We start from the raw sequence: 17336 nt of genomic DNA, 5'->3' as shown, positions 1-17336 counted from the left end.
GGGGAACGCGGGGGTTCAGAAGAGCTTGCCCGGGTTGAGCAGGCCGAGCGGGTCGAAGACCTGCCGTACGCCGCGCTGCAACTCCACGCCCACCGGGCCGAGTTCCCGGGCCAGCCAGTCCTTCTTCAGCAGGCCGACGCCGTGCTCACCGGTGATCGTCCCGCCGAGGGACAGGCCCAGCGCCATGATCTCGTCGAAGGACTCACGGGCGCGCGCCGATTCGTCCGCGTCCGCTCCGTCGAAGCAGACGATGGGGTGGGTGTTGCCGTCGCCCGCGTGCGCGCACAGGCCGATGGTCAGCTCGTACTTCTGGGCGATGGCGGCGACGCCCTCGATCATCGGGGCGAGCTTGGTGCGCGGCACGCACACGTCGTCGATCATCGTCGCCGTGCCGACCCGCTCCAGGGCGACGAGGGCCAGCCGGCGGGCCTGCAGCAGCAGCTCGGACTCGGCGGCGTCCTCCGCCGGGACGACCTGGGTGGCGCCGGCGGCCGTGCACAGCTCACCGACGGCCGCGAGGTCCGCGGCGGGGTCGGGGGTGTCGAACGCGGCCAGCAGCAGCGCCTCGGTGGTCTCCGGCAGCCCCATGTGGGCCAGGTCGTTGACCGCCCGGATGGTGGTGCTGTCCATCAGTTCCAGCAGCGAGGGGGCGTGGCCGCGGGCCATGATCTCGCAGACCGCGGCGCACGCGGCGGCCGCCGACGGGAATTCCGCCGCGAGGACGAGCTGCCGCGGCGGGGCGGGCCGCAGCGCGAGCACCGCCCGCACGACGATGCCCAGCGTGCCCTCGGCGCCGACGAAGAGCCGGGTCAGGTCGTAGCCCGCGACGCCCTTGGCGGTGCGGCGGCCGGTGTTCAGCAGGCGGCCGTCGGCGAGGACGACCTCCAGGCCGAGCACGTACTCGGCGGTGACGCCGTACTTCACACAGCACAGTCCGCCGGCGCCGGTGCCGATGTTGCCGCCGATGGTGCACTGCTCCCAGCTCGACGGGTCGGGCGGGTAGTACAGGCCCTGCTCGGCGACCGCGCGGGACAGCACGGCGTTGACGACACCGGGTTCCACGACGGCGACCCGGTCGACCGGGTCGATCTCCAGGATCCGGTCCATCTTGACCAGCGACAGCACGATGCAGCCGTCCGACGCGTTCGCCGCACCCGACAGACCGGTGCGCGCGCCCTGCGGGACGACCGGCACCCGCAGCGCGGTCGCGGTGCGCATCACGTGCTGCACCTGCTCGACGGTGCGGGGCAGCACCACCACCGCCGGAGTGCCCGCCTCGGAGAAGCTCGCCATGTCATGGGCGTACGAGGCGGTGACGTCCCGGTCCGTGAGGACCGCCTCCGCCGGCAGTCCCTCGTGCAGTCGTTCGATCAATTCGCGCATGGTTCCAGACTGGCACCCGGGCCGTGGCCGGGGAAGCTCTGCCGCCCCGGCACGGCCCGCCGGCCCACCCGATTGCTCAGAGGTTGCCGCGCAGCTCCTGCTCGCGCTCGATCGCCTCGAACAGGGCCTTGAAGTTGCCCTTGCCGAAGCCCATGGAGCCGTGCCGCTCGATCATCTCGAAGAAGACGGTCGGCCGGTCCTGCACCGGCTTGGTGAAGATCTGCAGCAGGTAGCCGTCCTCGTCGCGGTCGACCAGGATCTTCAGCTCGCGGAGGGTCTCGACGGGGACGCGGGTCTCGCCGGCCCACTCGCCGAGGGTGTCGTAGTACGAGTCCGGGGTGTTGAGGAACTCGACGCCGGCGGCGCGCATGGCCCGTACGGTCGCGACGATGTCGTTGGTGGCGAGGGCGATGTGCTGGACGCCGGGGCCGCCGTAGAACTCCAGGTACTCGTCGATCTGGGACTTCTTCTTGGCGATGGCCGGCTCGTTGAGCGGGAACTTCACCTTGCGGGTGCCGTCGGCGACGACCTTGGACATGAGCGCGGAGTACTCGGTGGCGATGTCGTCGCCCACGAACTCCTTCATGTTGGTGAAGCCCATGACGCGGTTGTAGAAGTCGACCCACTCGTTCATCTTGCCGAGCTCGACGTTGCCGACGCAGTGGTCGATGGCCTGGAAGCGGCGGGTGCCCGGCTCGACGATCGGGTCGGCGGCCGCGTAGCCCGGCAGGTACGGGCCGGTGTAGCCGGAGCGGTCGACGAGGGTGTGGCGGGTCTGGCCGTAGGTGGCGATCGCGGCGAGGACGACGGTGCCGTGCTCGTCCGTCAGCTCGTGCGGCTCCTCCAGGCCGGTCGCGCCGTGCTCGACGGCGTAGGCGTAGGCGGCGCGGGCGTCCGGGACCTCGATGGCGAGGTCGATGACGCCGTCGCCGTGCTCGGCGACATGCGCTTCGAGGAACTTGCCGCGCTCGGTGGCGGTCCTGACGACCGAGGTGAAGACGAAGCGGGCGCCGCCGGACTCCAGCACGTACGACGCGGTCTCGCGGCTGCCGTTCTCCGGGCCGGAGTACGCGACGCGCTTCATCCCGAAGGCGGTCGAGTAGTAGTGCGCGGCCTGCTTGGCGTTGCCCACGGCGAAGACGACGGCGTCCATGCCCTTCACCGGGAACAGGTCCTTCTGCTGCGCTTCGGCGGTCTGCTGCGTCTCAGTCGTCTCAGTCATGTCAAAAGCGTCGCCTTGCGAACCAGAGTGCGCAATAGTTGCCGATTTCACTGGACAATGAGCACAGTGAATCCCGGGAACGACGGGTCAATCTGTGCAGTCTGACCATCGGAGGCGGTAGTCGTGGGGATAGATGTGCTGGACGGGCAACTGATCAAGCTGCTCGCCGATGAGCCGAGGATCGGGATGCTGGAGGCGTCCAGGCGGCTGGGTGTGGCCCGCGGGACGGCGCAGGCCCGGCTGGACCGGCTGCGGGCCAATGGGGTGATCCGGGGGTTCGGGCCCCAGGTGGATCCGGCCGCGCTCGGCTATCCGGTGACGGCTTTCGCCACGCTGGAGATCAAGCAGGGCCAAGGCGTGGACGTCCGCGCCCACTTGGCGGGCGTGCCCGAGGTGCTGGAGCTGCACACCACGACCGGTCACGGCGACATGCTCTGCCGGCTGGTGGCCCGTTCCAACGCGGATCTTCAACGGGTGATCGACCGGGTTGTGGGCTTTGATGGCATCATGCGGGCCTCCACGGCGATCGTCATGGAAAATCCGGTGCCACTCCGGATCATCCCGCTGGTCGAACAGGCAGCGGAGGACCGCCCGTGACGGGACCGCCCGTGCGGTGACGGACGGCACCCCGCGGCACGAGCAGGAGGGAGCCGGACGGTGAGTTTCTGGAGCTACCTCGGCAACCGGCACCAGCAGTTGCTGACCGACGCCTTCCAGCACGCCAGCGCCGTCTTCCAGTGCATGGTGCTGGCCACCGTCATCGGCGTCGTGCTCGGCGTCCTGACATACCGCAGCGAGTGGGCGGGCAATCTGGCCGTCACCGCGACCTCGACCGTTCTCACCATCCCGTCGCTGGCGCTGATCGGTCTGCTGATCCCGGTGCTGGGCCTCGGCGTCCCGCCGACCGTCACCGCGCTGACGCTGTACGGGCTGCTGCCGATCGTGCGCAACGCCATCGTCGGGCTGCGCGGCGTCGACCCCACGCTGGTGGACGCGGCCAAGGGCATCGGGATGTCGCGCTTCGCCCGGCTGGCCAAGGTGGAACTGCCGCTCGCCTGGCCGCCGATCCTGACCGGCATCCGGGTCTCCACGCAGATGCTGATGGGCATCGCGGCGATCGCCGCGTACGCCTCCGGCCCCGGGCTGGGCAACGAGATCTTCCGCGGTATCGCGTCGCTGGGCAGTGCCAACGCGCTCAACCAGGTGCTCGCCGGCACGCTCGGCATCGTCATCCTGGCGCTGCTCTTCGACGCCGCGTACGTCGTCGTGGGCCGTCTGACCATCCCGAGGGGGATCCGTGTCTGAACCGTCCGATCGGTCACCGGCGTCCGGCGCCTCGGTGGCGGGTGCCACCATCCAGCTGGAGAACCTGACCAAGCGCTATCCCGGCAGCGCGGAACCGGCGGTCGACAGCGTCAGCATGGAGATCAAGGCGGGCGAGACCGTGGTGTTCGTCGGCCCGTCCGGCTGCGGCAAGTCGACCACCCTGAAGATGATCAACCGGCTGATCGAGCCGACCTCGGGGCGGATCCGGATCGGCGACGAGGACGTCACCGACATGGACCCGGTCAAACTGCGCCGCAAGATCGGCTACGCGATCCAGTCCTCCGGGCTCTTCCCGCACATGACGGTCGCCGAGAACGTGGCGCTGGTCCCCAAGATGGTGGGCTGGTCGAAGTCCCGGGTGAAGGACCGCGTCGAGGAGATGCTCGACCTGGTGGGCCTGGACCCGCGCGAGTTCCACGGCCGCTATCCGCGCCAGCTGTCCGGCGGGCAGCAGCAGCGGGTCGGGGTCGCGCGCGCCCTGGCGGCCGATCCGCCGGTGCTGCTGATGGACGAGCCGTTCGGCGCCGTCGACCCGATCACCCGCGACCATCTGCAGGACGAACTGATCCGGCTGCAGCACGAGCTGCACAAGACGATCGTCTTCGTCACCCATGACTTCGACGAGGCCATCAAGCTCGGCGACCGCATCGCGGTGCTGCGCGAACGCTCGCACATCGCCCAGTTCGACACCCCCGAGGCGATCCTCACCAACCCGACGGACGACTTCGTCTCCGGCTTCGTCGGCGCGGGCGCGGCCCTCAAGCGGCTGAACCTCACCCGGGTGCGGGACGTCGGGATCGCCGAGTTCCCCACCGTGACGGTCGACGACCCGCTGCAGGCCATCTTCGACCGGCTGCGCGACGCCACCACCAACGAACTGCTGCTGCTGGACCAGCGCGGCCGCCCGTACAAGTGGCTGCGGCGCGGCGACCTGATGCGCGCCAAGGGCTCCCTGGCGCGGGCCGGCACCCTCGTGCACGACACGGTGACCCGGGACGCGACGCTGCGCGACGCGCTGGAGGCGGTGCTCACCGACAGCGGCGGCCGGGTCGCGGTGACCGGCCGGCGCGGCGAGTTCATCGGCGTCGTGGACATGGAGACGCTGATGAACTCCGTCCACGAGATGCTGGAGGCCGACCGGCTCACCGCCATCGAGCACCAGCACGAGCTGGAGGAGCTGCGCAGGCAGCAGACGCGGCTGGAGCAGGAGGGCGCGGAGGCCGCTCCCGCCCCGGAGGGACCGAAGAGGGCGGACACATGAGCGCGCGCCGCCCGGAACGCCCGCCGGGCGAGCACGAGGTGCGCGGGCTGGCCTTCCGTGACGACCCGGAGGCGGCCGAGGACGACGGGGTGACCAACGTCGTCGGGACGCGTACCGGGCAGCACGCGAACGAGGCACCCGAGCGCCGGCTGCGCTGGCCCAAGCTGGTGGTCACCCCGCTGGTGCTCGCCGCCGCGCTGGGCGCCACCTATCTGTGGATCAGCAACGCCGACCTCGACTCGATCGCGCACAACGCGCTGGCCGGCGACACCGTCCAGCTGCGGTTCTGGCAGAGCGTCAAGCTCACCGCGTACTCCACGTTCTGGGTGCTGATCATCGCCATCCCGGTCGGCATCGCGCTGACCCGTCGGCAGTTGCGCAAGGCCACCCCGTTCGTCACGGCGCTGGCCAACATCGGCCAGGCGACCCCGGCGATCGGCCTGCTGGCGCTGCTCGTCATCTGGCTGGGCATCGGTCCGCGCACCGCGATCATCGGCATGGTGGCCTACGCCGTGCTGCCGGTGCTGTCCAACACCATGGCCGGGCTGCGGAGCATCGACCCGACGCTCGTCGAGTCGGCGCGCGGCATCGGGATGTCGGCGGTCGGCGTCCTGGCCAAGGTGGAACTGCCGCTGGCCGTACCGCTGATCCTGGCCGGGGTGCGCACCGCGCTGGTCCTCAACGTCGGCACGTCCACGCTGGCCACCTTCGGCGGTGGCGGCGGGCTCGGCGATCTGATCACCACCGGCATCCAGACCCAGCGGATGCCGGTGCTGGTGCTCGGCTCCATCCTGACGGTGCTGCTGGCGCTGGCCGTGGACTGGATCGCCTCGGTCGCCGAACAGCTGATGCGGCCGCGCGGCCTGGAGGTGGGGGTATGAAGTACGGACGCACCCTGGCGACGGCGGGCTGCGGGCTGCTCGTCGCGGTGGCCACGCTCAGCGGCTGCGGCCTCAAGAGCGGCAGCCCCCTGGTGGACGACGTGGTCCCGGGTTCCATCGGCCAGGGCCTGCCGCTCAAGGGCGCCTCGCTCATCGTCACCTCGAAGAACTTCAGCGAGCAGATCATCCTCGGCTCGATGATCGGCCTGGCCTTCAAGGCGGCGGGCGCGGACGTGCTGGACCGCACCAACATCCAGGGGTCGATCGGTGCCCGCGAGGCCATCAAGTCCGGTGAGGCGGACGCGATGTACGAGTACACCGGCACCGCCTGGATCACCTATCTCGGCCACGACAAACCGATCACCGACCCGCTGGCGCAGTGGCGGGCGGTGCGCGACGAGGACGTGAAGAACGGCGTCACCTGGCTGCCGCCGTCCTCCCTCGACAACACGTACACGCTCGCCATCAACCAGGCGAACAACGCCAAGTACCACCTCAAGACGCTCTCCGACGTGGCCGCCCTCTCCAACTCCGACCCGTCGGCGGTGACGGTGTGCGTGGAGAACGAGTTCGCCTCGCGCGACGACGGGCTGCTCGGCATGGAGAAGGCGTACGGGATGCACATCCCCGCCTCCAACATCCAGAAGATGGACGCCGGCATCGTCTACACCCAGGTGGCCAAGGGCACCTGCCTGCTCGGTGAGGCCTTCACCACCGACGGGCGGATCAAGGCCATGAACCTGGACACGATGGCGGACAACAAGCACTTCTTCCCGAACTACAACGCGGCGCCCGAGCTCAACAGCAAGGCCTTCCACAAGTACCCGGCCATCGCCGGGCTGCTGGACCCCATCAGCAAGCGGCTGACGACCCAGATCGCCCAGCAGCTGAACGCGCTGGTGGACGTGGACGGCCAGGACCCGCACGACGTCGCCAAGGACTGGCTGATCCAGGAGGGCTTCATCAAGGAGGGCTGAACCGCCGCCCCGGCCCACGGTTCAGGCGGCGGTCAGCAGCTGGGGACCTTGCCGCCGGTGTTGATCGCGGCCAGGGCCGCCAGGGCGCCCTCCAGGTCGGTGACCGGCACCAGCCGGAGCCCGGCCGGCAGCTCGGCGCTGGCGTCGGAGCACTCGCCCTTGGGGACCAGGAAGACGGTGGCGCCGTCGCGCTTGGCGGCCCGTTCCTTCAGCGGTACGCCGCCGACCGCGCCGACCTTGCCGTCGGCGGTGATGGTGCCGGTACCGGCGACGGTGCGGCCACCGGTGAGGTCACCGCCGCGGCCGTTCCCGTCGATCTTGTCGATGATGCCGAGGCTGAACATCAGCCCGGCGCTCGGTCCGCCCACGTCCGCGAGGTGCAGCTCGACCTTGACCTTCGCGGGGGACAGCCCGAGGTGCTGGAGCGCCGCCCCGGTCGCCGCGTCCTGCGAGTCGGTCATCTCCTGCGCGTTGTGCTGCTCGATCTCCTGGACCGAGCCGCCGCCGGGGTAGACCGCGCCGCGCGGCATCGCCGCCCGGTCGGTCGCGAACCAGGCGCTGAGCACGTCGGGGAGGTGCACCGACGCGTCGGGCTGGGTCGCGGCGATCGTGGTCATCCGCAGCTGCCCGCTGGTGGTCCGGGTCGGGGTGCCGGTGACGGTGATCACCTGCTGGCCCTTGTCCGCGCCGAGAACGTCCGCCGTCATCCCCGGCACCACGATCGACACCGGGAGCGGGGCGAGCGCCGCGACGGCCAGCAGCGCTGCCACCAGCGTCGCGCAAAGGGCAAGGACTCGGGCACGGCGGGAGACTGCGGGCATGCAGAGAATGTAGTCCACCGCCGTGACGGACGGGGCACCCCGGCCGGGCGCCCCGTCCGCCACGCGGCGGGCCGGGGCCCGGGTCGTGTCGTCGAGTTCCCTAGCGCAGCGCGTCGGCGACCTCCGTGGCCGCTTCCACCACCCTGGGGCCGACCCGCTCGGGCACCGCCTCGGCGAGCATCACCACGCCCACGCTGCCCTCTATTCCGGTCACCCCGATGAGCGGGGCGGCGGCGCCGCTGGCGCCGGCCTCCAGTTCGCCGTGGGTGAGGACGTAGCGGACCGGCTCGGTGCGCCCCTCCCCCGGCTCCGCGCCGTTCTGTTCCTGCCCGGGTGCGTGCGGCAGGACGCCGCGGCCGGCCAGGATGGCCCGGCCCGCCGCGCCCCGGTCCAGCGGGTGCCGGAAACCGGTGCGGTAGGCGACGTGGTAGTCGGTCCAGGTCGGTTCGACCACCGCCACGGCCAGCGCCTCGCTGCCGTCGACGAGGGTCAGGTGCGCGGTGGCACCGATGTCCTCGGCGAGTGACCTCAGGGCCGGCAGTGCCGCCTCCCGCAGCAGCGGATGCACCTGGTGCGCCAGCCCCAGCACGCCGAGCCCGACGCGGGCCCGCCCGCCGAGGTCACGCCGTACCAGTGCGTGCTGCTCCAGGGTGGCCAGCAGACGGTAGACGACGGTGCGGTTGACCCCCAGCTTGGTGGCGAGCTCGGTGACGGTGAGCCCGTGGTCGGTGTCGGCCAATAGCTTGAGGACCCGCAGTCCTCTGTCGAGCGTCTGAGATGTCTCCGCGGTCACGACGCCCCCTCCTCATATGAGTGGCGGCTCATCTCACGGCGGGACGCACTGCCGGTCCCGCGGCAGCGCGCGGAGAGGCCGCCGGTCGCGGTGGTACCGGCTGCGCTCCGCGGCTGCTCTGCCACGGCGCGTGCGTGACGGGCACGGTAGCGACCGAGTACCGCTGAGCGGAAGGGGTCGTCCACAATCCGGTCACACCGAGGAAAACTCCTGACCCGCTCTTTAAGCTCACGGGTCTATGACGAAGGCGGCGCGGTCCCGGTTCCGGGGCCGCGCCGCCTGCGGTTCTGCCGTTCCTCCGCGCCGCTCCCGTCAGGTCACGGTGAAGGTGCGCTGCACGGTTCTGCCGTCGACGAGCACCTCACAGGCCTTGAGGGCGACGGTCGTCGGGTCGTGCACGGTGAAGTTGAGCGCGTAGCTGCCGTCCAGGCCGATCACGCGGAGCACGGATCCGTCGGACGTCTGCGACCCGTCGGCCCGGCGTCCGGTCACCGACACCGTGGCGACCGGCGCGAAGCCCCGGCCTGTGACCTGGACCACAGTGCCGAGCGGGCCTGAGTCCGGGGAGAGCGCGAAGCCCGCGGAGGGCGGCGGGATGCTGTCGTCGACGGTGAAGGCGGCCAGCGCGACCCGCGGATTGACCAGCACCTCCTTGACCTGGAGGGCGACCGTGCCGGCGTCCTTGACCGTGAAGGTCTGGGAGAACGCGCCGTCGAGGCCGACGACCTTGGTCCTGGGGATGTCGGAGGTCTGCGACCCGTTCGCCTTCAGCCCGGAGATCACCACCGTGCAGACCGGGGCGAAGCCCTGGCCGACGACGGTCACCTGGGTGCCCTTGGGGCCGCTGGAGGGGCTGAGGACGATGAAGTACTTCGCCACCGTCAGCGCGCCGGTCTGCGAGACCCCGCCCGCCTCGACCCTGAGCAGATAGGCGGCCGGGGCGACCGAGGACGCGACGGTGACCGTCCCGTGCAGGGTTCCGTCGGCCGCGATCGTCAGGGACTTCGCGGCGATGCGGTTCGCGGCGCAGCCGGTGCCGTCGGCGGCGCACAGCGAGGCGGTCGCGGCGGCGCCGGCCGGCCAGCCGGTGCCGGAGACGGCGACGGTCCCGCCGGGCTTGACCTTGCCGGTGCCCGTGCCGAGCGTGGCGGCGGCCGCCACGACGGTGAACGGCCGGGTGAGCGTGGTGGCGGGGTCGCCGGCCTCATCGGTCCGTACGGCGGCCAGTGTCGGGTCGCTGACGGTGAAGTCCACCGAGAAGGTGCCGTCGGCGGTGGTCTGCACGTACACGGCGGTGTCGTCCAGGGTCTGTCCGCCGGCGTCGAGGCCGACGGTGTTGATCCACTGGTCCTGCCGGTAGTTGGTGCCGGAGACGGTGATGACACTGCCGACCGGGCCCTGGCTCTGCGAGAGCGTGAACGCCCGTGGGCCGGTGGGCACGAAGGCCTTGACCGTCAGCGGCGCGGTGGCCTCCTTGGTCCCGTCGTTGACCTTGACCAGGTAATCGCCGTCCGGCACCGAGTTGGCGTCGGAGAGCGTCGCGGAGCCCGTCAGCTGTTTGTTGCCGCCGATCGCCAGGGTGCTGGAGGCGAACTTCGCCGGGTCGCAGCCGCCGCCCGTGCTGTCGCACAGCGACGCGACGGGGGTGCCACCGGGGGTCCACAGGTCACCGGTGAGCGCCACCGGGGTGCTGGGGCGGACGGGCGTGGCGGGTGCGTGGAGGGTGGCCGGGACGCCGGCGGTGCCCTGGGCGGTCACCGTGCCGACGCTGCCGCCGTTCGCGGTGACGTCGCAGGGGGTCTGGTAGGTACCGCCGAGCACCTTGGTCTGGGTCAGGGTGCGGACCACGCTGAACGTGATCGGCCCGGCGGCGTTGACCGGGATGAGGAAGTCGCCCTCGTAGGGCGGGATCAGGATGGGCGTGTTGGCGGGGATGTCCATGGTGATCTCGGGGCCGCGGACGGTGACGGTACCCGTGGCGCCGCCGGACATGGCGAGGTCGATGCTGGGGGTGGTCGGCACGTTGCTCAACGCGATGCCGCTGGTGGCCGGGCTCCCGCCGAGCGTGACCTTGGCGTGCACGCTGCCGCCGGGGTCGACGACGGACGGGGTGAGGTCGACGGTCATGGTCTGCGGGCCGGTCGCCTCACCCTGGCCGGCCGGCAGCGAACAGTGCACCGTGGGAGTGATCGTCCCGGCGTGGGCGGCGGGTGCGAGAGCCAAGCCGGCTCCGGTCAGAGCGAGGGCGAGGGCCGCGGAGCCTGACATCAGTCGATGTGCCAATGGTCCTGGTCGCAAGAACACGTGACTCCCATTCTTCGAAACAAGATCGGGGATGTCATTCCGTTAATTCACGGCACATTGAGAAGGCGCGGCCCTCATAAGTCAATAGGTGTTCGAAAAGTACCTGATGACGCGTCAGATTTCGTTCCTGAATACGCTTCCGGCCGGTACCCGAAGCTGCGGGTACCGGCCGGAAGCCCAGCGGAACGATCAATTCAGAGTTCGGTGCACAGGTTCACACGTTCACCGGTTCACCGGTTCACAACAGCGTCAGCGTGAGCGTGGCGCTGTAGTCGCCCGGCCGGGCCGTCCCCGGGACCTGGAGCGTGAGACCGGCGCCGGCGTCGAAGTTCCCGCCGGTGAACTGGCGGGACCCGTCGGGCGCGAGACCGCACAGCGTCGCGGCCGCGCTGCCCAGCTGCGCGGGCGAGCCCGCCACCGGAGTCCCGACACTGCCCGGCTGCGCCGTGCACACCGGCACCCAGCCGACCGCGTCGGCCGGGATGGTGGCCCCGGAGCCGCTGGTGAAGGCGGTCATGGTGCCGGTCAGCGACCAACCGGTGTTGACGCCGCGGGCGTCGTGCACCGTGACCTTGTTCAGCGCGCTGTTCAACGTGTGGGCGTCACCGTCGAGCTGCACCGACCCGAACTGGACGGTGTCGCCCGCCTGGGTCATCGACAGCAGGCCCGGCACCACCGAGGTCCGCAGCGTCTGGCTGCCGGTGGTGCCGTCGCCCCCGCCGCCGGTGGTGACGGTGAACGGCTGCGTCCTGACGGTCGCCGGGTCGCCGCCCTCGTCCGCCTGGACGGCGACCAGCGTGGGGTCGCTGACCGTGAACTCGGTGGAGAACGTGCCGTCCGGAGTGCTCTGCGGGTAGACGGCGGTGTCGTCCAGGGTCGCGCCGTCGGCGTTGAGACCGACGATGTTGATCCACTGGTCCGGCCGGTAGTTCCTGCCGGTGATGGTGATGACGCTGCCGACCGGTCCACTGCTGCTCGACAGCGTGAACTCCCGCTCGCCCGCCGCCACGGCCTTGACCGTCAGCGGCGCGGTGGCCTCCTTCGTCCCGTCGTTGACCTTGACCAGGTAGTCGCCGTCCGGGACGTCGGTGGCCGGGGCCAGGGTCGCCGTCCCGGCCAAGGCGCCGGCGGCGTCGATGGTCAGCGCGCCGGCGGAGAACTTCGCCGGGTCGCAGCCGGTGCCGGCGGCGGAGCACAGCGAGGGGACGGCCGTGCCGCCCGGCGTCCAGTCCGAACCGGTCAGCGGGACCGGGGTGTTGGGCCGGACCGCCCCGGTGGGCGCGACCAGAACAGCCGGCGTGCCGCCGGAGCCCTGCACGTCGACCGTGCCGATGCTCCCGCTGCCGCTGACCACGTCGCAGGGGGTCTCGTAGGTCCCGCCGAGCACCTTGGTCCTGGTCAGATTGCGCAGCGGGGTGAAGTCGACCGGGCCCGCGGCGTTCTGCGGGACGAAGAAGTCGCCCTCGAACGGCGGGATGACCGTGGGCTTTCCGGCCTCGACGTCCACCGGCACCTCGGGGCCGGTGACGGTGACGGTGCCGGTGGCGCCGCCGGACAGGGTCAGGTCGAGGTTGGGCGTGGTCGGCACCTGGGTGATGGAGATCGGGCTGAGGGCGGGGCCGGGACCGAGCGTGACCTTGGCGTGCACCTTGCCGCCGGGGAGCACGGTGGACGGGCTGAGTTCGACGGTCATGTCCTGCGGCCCGGTGGCCTCGCCCTGACCGAGCGGCAGCACACAGTGCACGACCGGGCTGACCGTTCCCGAGGGCGAAACGATCAGGGCCTGGGCCGCTCCCCCGCCGGTCAGCACCAGGACGAGGCCGGCCGCGCCCGCGGCCAACCGGCGCGGTACGCATCTTCGTTGTCGGGACACCTGACTCCTCGTGACGGTGGCCACCGCCCCGGCCTCACCGGGTGCGGCACGGCATGACGCCGGGAGGAGCCGGAGTGGTAGGAGTGCGATGGCTCGGTCGAATGATTCAGGACATTGAGAGGTCCAGGACCAAAGAAGTCAAGAGAAGCAAAGGAAGGGATCTACGGGAATCTCAGGATCGGGTCGAGAAGTACTCGAACCGATCACCGGGAAACACGGCAGAAGCCTCCGCTTTACGCCATGGAAAAATTGTCCCGCATATGTGTTGACTGTTCTGGAGATCATGGTTTCACTACGACTCAGTATGCCGGGCCCGGCACCGCACGCCCCCGTCGAAGGGGCGGCGGAACAGCGACGGACGTAATGCCCTGGCGATACTTCTTTGGTTGGGAAACCTTGAATTCGGCATGCGCCCGGCGCTCCATCCACCGGAAGGAGCACCAACCACATGGCACGTTCCAGACTTGTCGGCCTGGCCGTTCTCGGCACGGTCGGGGCGGTCACGGCGACCCTCGCCCTGTCCACCTCGTCGTTCGCCGTGGCCCCGGCCACCGCGACCGCCACCTACGACTGCGGTACGTGGGGCAGCGGACTGGGCACCCTGACCGCCACCGACACCGGCGGCGTCAAGAAGATCAAGCTCACCTCCACCGCGATCACGATGCCGGTCGGCTCCAGCGCCAACCCGAACAGCATCACGACGACGCTGAAGGTCAACAAGACCGCCGGCGGCGTCACCAGCGAGGTGCAGTTCTCCGCGAAGCTCAACCCGGCGATGTCCGGCGGCAACCCGATCACCCTGGGCCCGCTGTCGCTGAGTTCCGGCACCATCGCGACCGGCAACACCACCAACTCCCTGGTGCTGACCGGGACTCCGAGCGCCACCAACTGGTCACTGAAGATCGTGACCTCGTCGCCCACCGTGGCGACGGTCTACTGCACGGCGACGGCGGTCCAGTCGTCGGCCTTCACCTGGTGACAGCGGCCGGGTGAACGCAACGGGTCCCCGGAAGGCGCCTTCCGGGGACCCGTTCGCGGTGGCGCTCAGCGCATCTTCGTGGCCCACTCCCGGACCTTCTTGATCCGCTCGTTCAGCTGCCCGGCCGTCGCCTCGGCGCTCGGCGGCCCGCCGCACACCCGGCGCAGCTCGTTGTGGATGACGCCGTGCGGCTTGCCGCTCTGGTGGGTGTACGCCGACACCAGCGTGTTCAGCGACTTGCGCAGCTCCAGCAGCTGCTTGTGCGTGACGATGGGACGCCGCTCGGCCGGCAGCTCGATGAGGTCGGCCTGGTCCGCGGGCTTCTGCCGGCTGTGCGCGATCTGCCGGGTCTGCCGCTTCTGCAGCAGCATCTGCACCTGGTCGGGCTCCAGCAGTCCCGGGATGCCGAGGTAGTCCTGCTCCTCCTCGCTCCCCGGGTGCGCCTGCATGCCGAACTCGGCGCCGTCGTACAGCACCCGGTCGAAGACGGCGTCGGACTCCAGCGCCTCGAAGGGCAGCTGCTCCTCGGTCTCCTCGTCCTCCAGCTTCTCGGCGTCGGCCAGCAGCTGGTCCTCCTCGGCGAAGGGGTTCTCCTCGTCACCGGCCTTCTTCGGCTTGTCCAGGACGTGGTCCCGCTCGACCTCCATCTCGTTGGCGAAGTCGAGCAGCATCGGGATGGTCGGCACGAAGACGGACGCGGTCTCGCCGCGCCTGCGGGACCGGACGAAACGGCCCACCGCCTGCGCGAAGAACAGCGGGGTCGAGATCGTCGTCGCGTAGACGCCCACCGCCAGCCGCGGCACGTCCACGCCCTCGGACACCATGCGCACCGCGACCATCCAGCGGTCCTCGGAGTGCGTGAAGGCGTCGATGCGCTTGGACGCGGCCTTCTCGTCGGAGAGCACGACGGTCACCTTGTGGCCGCTGATGTCCTTGAGGATCTTCGCGTAGGCGCGCGCGGACTCCTGGTCGGTCGCGATCACCAGCCCGCCCGCGTCCGGGATGCTCCTGCGCACCTCGGTGAGCCGCTGGTCGGCCGCCTTCAGCACGGCGGGGATCCACTCACCGGTCGGCGCCAGCGCGGTGCGCCAGGCCTGGCCGATCGCGTCCCTGGTCATCGGCTCGCCGAGCCGGGCGGCGATCTCGTCGCCCGCCTTGGTGCGCCAGCGCATGTTGCCGCTGTAGGAGAGGAATATCACCGGCCGGACGACGCCGTCCGCGAGCGCGTTCCCGTAGCCGTAGGTGTAGTCGGCGGAGCTGCGGCGGATCCCGTCGTTGCCCTCCTCGTACGCCACGAACGGGATCGGGTTGGTGTCCGAGCGGAACGGCGTACCGGTCAGCGCGAGCCGCCGGGTCGCCGGGTCGAACGCCTCGGAGCACGCCTCGCCCCAGGACTTGGAGTCACCGGCGTGGTGGATCTCGTCCAGGATCACCAGGGTCTTGCGCTGCTCGCAGCGGTTGCGGTGCAGCATCGGCCGCACCCCGACGCCCGCGTAGGTCACCGCGACGCCGTGGTACTCCTTGCTGACCGGGCCCGCGCTGTAGTCCGGATCCAGCCTGATCCCTATCCGCGCCGCCGCCTCCGCCCACTGCTTCTTGAGGTGCTCGGTCGGCGCGACCACCGTGATCTGCTGCACCAGGTGGTTGTGCAGCAGATACGAGGCGAGCGTCAGCGCGAACGTGGTCTTCCCGGCGCCGGGCGTCGCCACGGCCAGGAAGTCGCGCGGCTGCAGCCGCATGTACTCGTCGAGCGCCCCCTGCTGCCAGGCGCGCAGCTTCCCGGCGGTGCCCCAGGGGGCACGGCCCGGGAAGGCCGGTGAAAGGTGGTGGGAGGCACTGGCGGCGGTAGTAGTCACGGTCTCCGGATGCGGGTCGGCGGGACGGAACGGCCGGTCGGCGCCGTCCGTGAGCGGCTTAGGTAGGAAAACCGTCACAGCCTACCGGCGGCCCCCCGGCCTCCCCGGCAGAACGCGGTCGGGTACGCCGACTGTGCGACCCAGCTCACAGTCGGCGGGCGGCGCGGATCACGCCTCCCGGGGCGTCAGCCGGCCCGCCACCAGGACGCCCAGGAGGGCGACGCCCGCCATGGAGAGGAAGACGGCCACGAAGGCTCCGGGGTGGCCGGAGCCGCCGCCCAGGGCGGTGAACAGGACGCCTGAGGCGCCGACGAGGACGATGTTGCCGAGGGCGTCGGAGACCTGCAGCGAGGCGGAGTTGCTGCCGGCCTCGTCGGGGCGGGAGAGCTTGAGGAGCAGGACGCTGCCGTTGGAGATGACCAGGCCCATGCCGAAGCCGCCGACGATCCAGGAGACGGTGACGATCCAGGCGGGCACGGACAGGTCGAGCGCGAGGGCCGGTCCCGCGACGGCGGCGGCCATCAGGAGCATGCCGATCCTGATCAGCCGCTCGCGGTGCGGCTGCAGCCGCGGGCGGCTCTGCACATACGATCCCAGCGCCCAGGTCAGGCCGCCGCCGGTGAGCGAGAGCCCCGCCAGGGTGGCCGAATAGCCGCGCTCGGTGACGAGCATCAGCGGGATGAAGCTCTCCGCGCCGATGAACGATCCGGCGGCGACCCCGCGCAGCAGGATCACGGCGGGCAGTCCGCGGGCGGCCCGGAACGTCCCGCGCGGCAGCAGCCGCAGGACGCCGGGCACCAGGAGCGCGGCGCCCACGGCGGCGGGTACGAGCATGACCGGCGACAGGTCCTGGCCCGCGTACTGCAGCAGGCCCGCACCCGTCGCGACGGCCAGCGCCAGGAGGATGCGGCGCCGGTTCAGGGCCGGGGTCCGGTCCCCCGGCGTCAGCTCGCGCAGCGCGGGCAGCATCACGGCCAGCGGCAGCAGCACCAGCACCGGGATGGCCAGGAAGACCCAGCGCCAGCCCAGGTGTTCGGTGACGGCTCCGGCGACCACCGGGCCGATGATCACCGGGAGCACCCAGGCGGCGGAGAACGACGCCATGACCGAGGGCCGCAGCCGCTCGGGGTAGGCGCGGCCGACGATGACGTACAGCGCGACGATCACCAGTCCGCCGCCGAGGCCCTGGACCGCGCGGCCGGCGATGAACGTCCACATGTTCTGCGCGGAGCCGGAGATCAGCAATCCGGCCGCGAAGGCGGCGATGCCGGTGAAGAGCGGGGCGAGCGGGCCCTTGCGGTCGCACCACTCGCCGGAGACCACCATCGACAGCAGGCTGGCCGTGAAGTACCCGGAGAACGCGAACGCGTAGAGCGACAGCCCGTCGAGAGCGCGGCCCGCGACCGGCATCGCGGTGTTCACGGCGCTCGCCTCGAAGGCGATCAGCAGCACCACGGAGACAATGCCGAGGGTGAGCGCGCGATAGCGCCGCCCGAGGACCCCGTCGGTGTCCGGGGTCTCCGGGGCGTCCGGGGTCTCCGGGGCGTCCGGGGTCTCCGGACTCCCGGTCCGCTCCGGCGGGGCGGCCGGCTCGCTGCTCTGCGCTTCTACGGTGGTCACCGAGCAAGAGTAAGGGGCTCAGGCATATTTCACCCCCTTC

General features: G+C 70.9%; 14 protein-coding genes. 6 read left to right on the top strand and 8 right to left on the bottom strand.

The window, feature by feature from the left end:
* Positions 1–15 precede the first annotated feature (15 nt).
* Together LNW73_RS20585 and hppD are read right to left on the bottom strand one after the other, a co-directional pair.
* Positions 16–1383 (bottom strand): FAD-binding oxidoreductase, encoded by a 1368-nt coding sequence (locus LNW73_RS20585; protein ID WP_250990911.1) that lies wholly within the window; start codon positions 1381–1383, stop codon positions 16–18.
* 76 nt (positions 1384–1459) lie between these two features.
* Positions 1460–2605, bottom strand: coding sequence for a 4-hydroxyphenylpyruvate dioxygenase (gene hppD, locus LNW73_RS20580; protein ID WP_250976077.1), 1146 nt, complete (start codon positions 2603–2605; stop codon positions 1460–1462).
* A 123-nt stretch (positions 2606–2728) separates the two neighbouring features.
* On the opposite strand from hppD, the gene LNW73_RS20575 reads away from it, so the two are divergent.
* Genes LNW73_RS20575 through LNW73_RS20555 form a run of 5 tightly spaced genes read left to right on the top strand, consistent with a single transcriptional unit; the run spans position 2729 to position 7050 of the window.
* On the top strand, positions 2729–3202 hold the full coding sequence (locus LNW73_RS20575) for an Lrp/AsnC family transcriptional regulator (RefSeq protein ID WP_250976078.1): 474 nt from the start codon (positions 2729–2731) through the stop codon (positions 3200–3202).
* Positions 3203–3262: 60 nt separating this feature from the next.
* The gene (locus tag LNW73_RS20570) at positions 3263–3910 is read left to right on the top strand and encodes an ABC transporter permease (RefSeq protein WP_250976079.1); all 648 of its coding nucleotides are present in this window, start codon (positions 3263–3265) and stop codon (positions 3908–3910) included.
* Positions 3903–5192, top strand: coding sequence for a betaine/proline/choline family ABC transporter ATP-binding protein (locus LNW73_RS20565; RefSeq protein ID WP_250990910.1), 1290 nt, complete (start codon positions 3903–3905; stop codon positions 5190–5192). The genes LNW73_RS20570 and LNW73_RS20565 overlap by 8 nt, the downstream gene beginning before the upstream one ends.
* Positions 5189–6073 carry an ABC transporter permease gene (locus LNW73_RS20560; protein WP_250990909.1) on the top strand — a complete coding sequence of 295 codons (885 nt, stop codon included), beginning with the start codon at positions 5189–5191 and terminating at the stop codon, positions 6071–6073. The genes LNW73_RS20565 and LNW73_RS20560 overlap by 4 nt, the downstream gene beginning before the upstream one ends.
* Positions 6070–7050 (top strand): glycine betaine ABC transporter substrate-binding protein, encoded by a 981-nt coding sequence (locus tag LNW73_RS20555; RefSeq protein WP_250990908.1) that lies wholly within the window; start codon positions 6070–6072, stop codon positions 7048–7050. The genes LNW73_RS20560 and LNW73_RS20555 overlap by 4 nt, the downstream gene beginning before the upstream one ends.
* 32 nt (positions 7051–7082) lie before the next feature.
* On the opposite strand, the gene LNW73_RS20550 is transcribed toward LNW73_RS20555, so the two are convergent.
* The 4 genes from LNW73_RS20550 to LNW73_RS20535 form a co-directional block, all read right to left on the bottom strand.
* Positions 7083–7871 (bottom strand): S16 family serine protease, encoded by a 789-nt coding sequence (locus LNW73_RS20550; protein ID WP_250990907.1) that lies wholly within the window; start codon positions 7869–7871, stop codon positions 7083–7085.
* A 100-nt stretch (positions 7872–7971) separates the two neighbouring features.
* Positions 7972–8664 carry an IclR family transcriptional regulator gene (locus LNW73_RS20545; RefSeq protein ID WP_138356580.1) on the bottom strand — a complete coding sequence of 231 codons (693 nt, stop codon included), beginning with the start codon at positions 8662–8664 and terminating at the stop codon, positions 7972–7974.
* Positions 8665–8976: 312 nt separating this feature from the next.
* Positions 8977–10887: a hypothetical protein gene (locus LNW73_RS20540; RefSeq protein ID WP_250990906.1), complete on the bottom strand. Its 1911-nt coding sequence runs from the start codon at positions 10885–10887 to the stop codon at positions 8977–8979.
* 319 nt (positions 10888–11206) lie between these two features.
* The gene (locus tag LNW73_RS20535) at positions 11207–12841 is read right to left on the bottom strand and encodes a WxL domain-containing protein (protein WP_250990905.1); all 1635 of its coding nucleotides are present in this window, start codon (positions 12839–12841) and stop codon (positions 11207–11209) included.
* A 448-nt stretch (positions 12842–13289) separates the two neighbouring features.
* On the opposite strand from LNW73_RS20535, the gene LNW73_RS20530 reads away from it, so the two are divergent.
* Positions 13290–13820, top strand: coding sequence for a hypothetical protein (locus LNW73_RS20530; RefSeq protein WP_250976086.1), 531 nt, complete (start codon positions 13290–13292; stop codon positions 13818–13820).
* Positions 13821–13885: 65 nt separating this feature from the next.
* Here LNW73_RS20530 and LNW73_RS20525 read toward each other — a convergent pair whose 3' ends face one another.
* Complete coding sequence (locus LNW73_RS20525; RefSeq protein ID WP_250976087.1) at positions 13886–15676, bottom strand: DEAD/DEAH box helicase; 1791 nt, start codon at positions 15674–15676, stop codon at positions 13886–13888.
* Positions 15677–15844: 168 nt separating this feature from the next.
* Entirely contained in the window at positions 15845–17296 is a 1452-nt protein-coding gene (locus LNW73_RS20520) for an MFS transporter (RefSeq protein ID WP_250990904.1), read from the bottom strand.
* Between the last annotated feature and the right edge of the window lie 40 nt (positions 17297–17336).

The sequence above is a fragment of the Streptomyces sp. RKAG337 genome (assembly GCF_023701715.1).
Lineage (GTDB): Bacteria > Actinomycetota > Actinomycetes > Streptomycetales > Streptomycetaceae > Actinacidiphila.
This window is presented reverse-complemented; position numbering and strand designations above follow the sequence as displayed.

What these genes read in the sequence shown, in the direction of transcription:
- LNW73_RS20530 (WP_250976086.1), top strand. Translation starts at nt 13,290, where the DNA reads ATGGCACGTTCCAGACTTGTCGGCCTGGCCGTTCTCGGCACGGTCGGG.
- hppD (WP_250976077.1), bottom strand. Translation starts at nt 2,605, where the DNA reads ATGACTGAGACGACTGAGACGCAGCAGACCGCCGAAGCGCAGCAGAAG.
- LNW73_RS20550 (WP_250990907.1), bottom strand. Translation starts at nt 7,871, where the DNA reads ATGCCCGCAGTCTCCCGCCGTGCCCGAGTCCTTGCCCTTTGCGCGACG.
- LNW73_RS20555 (WP_250990908.1), top strand. Translation starts at nt 6,070, where the DNA reads ATGAAGTACGGACGCACCCTGGCGACGGCGGGCTGCGGGCTGCTCGTC.
- LNW73_RS20560 (WP_250990909.1), top strand. Translation starts at nt 5,189, where the DNA reads ATGAGCGCGCGCCGCCCGGAACGCCCGCCGGGCGAGCACGAGGTGCGC.
- LNW73_RS20585 (WP_250990911.1), bottom strand. Translation starts at nt 1,383, where the DNA reads ATGCGCGAATTGATCGAACGACTGCACGAGGGACTGCCGGCGGAGGCG.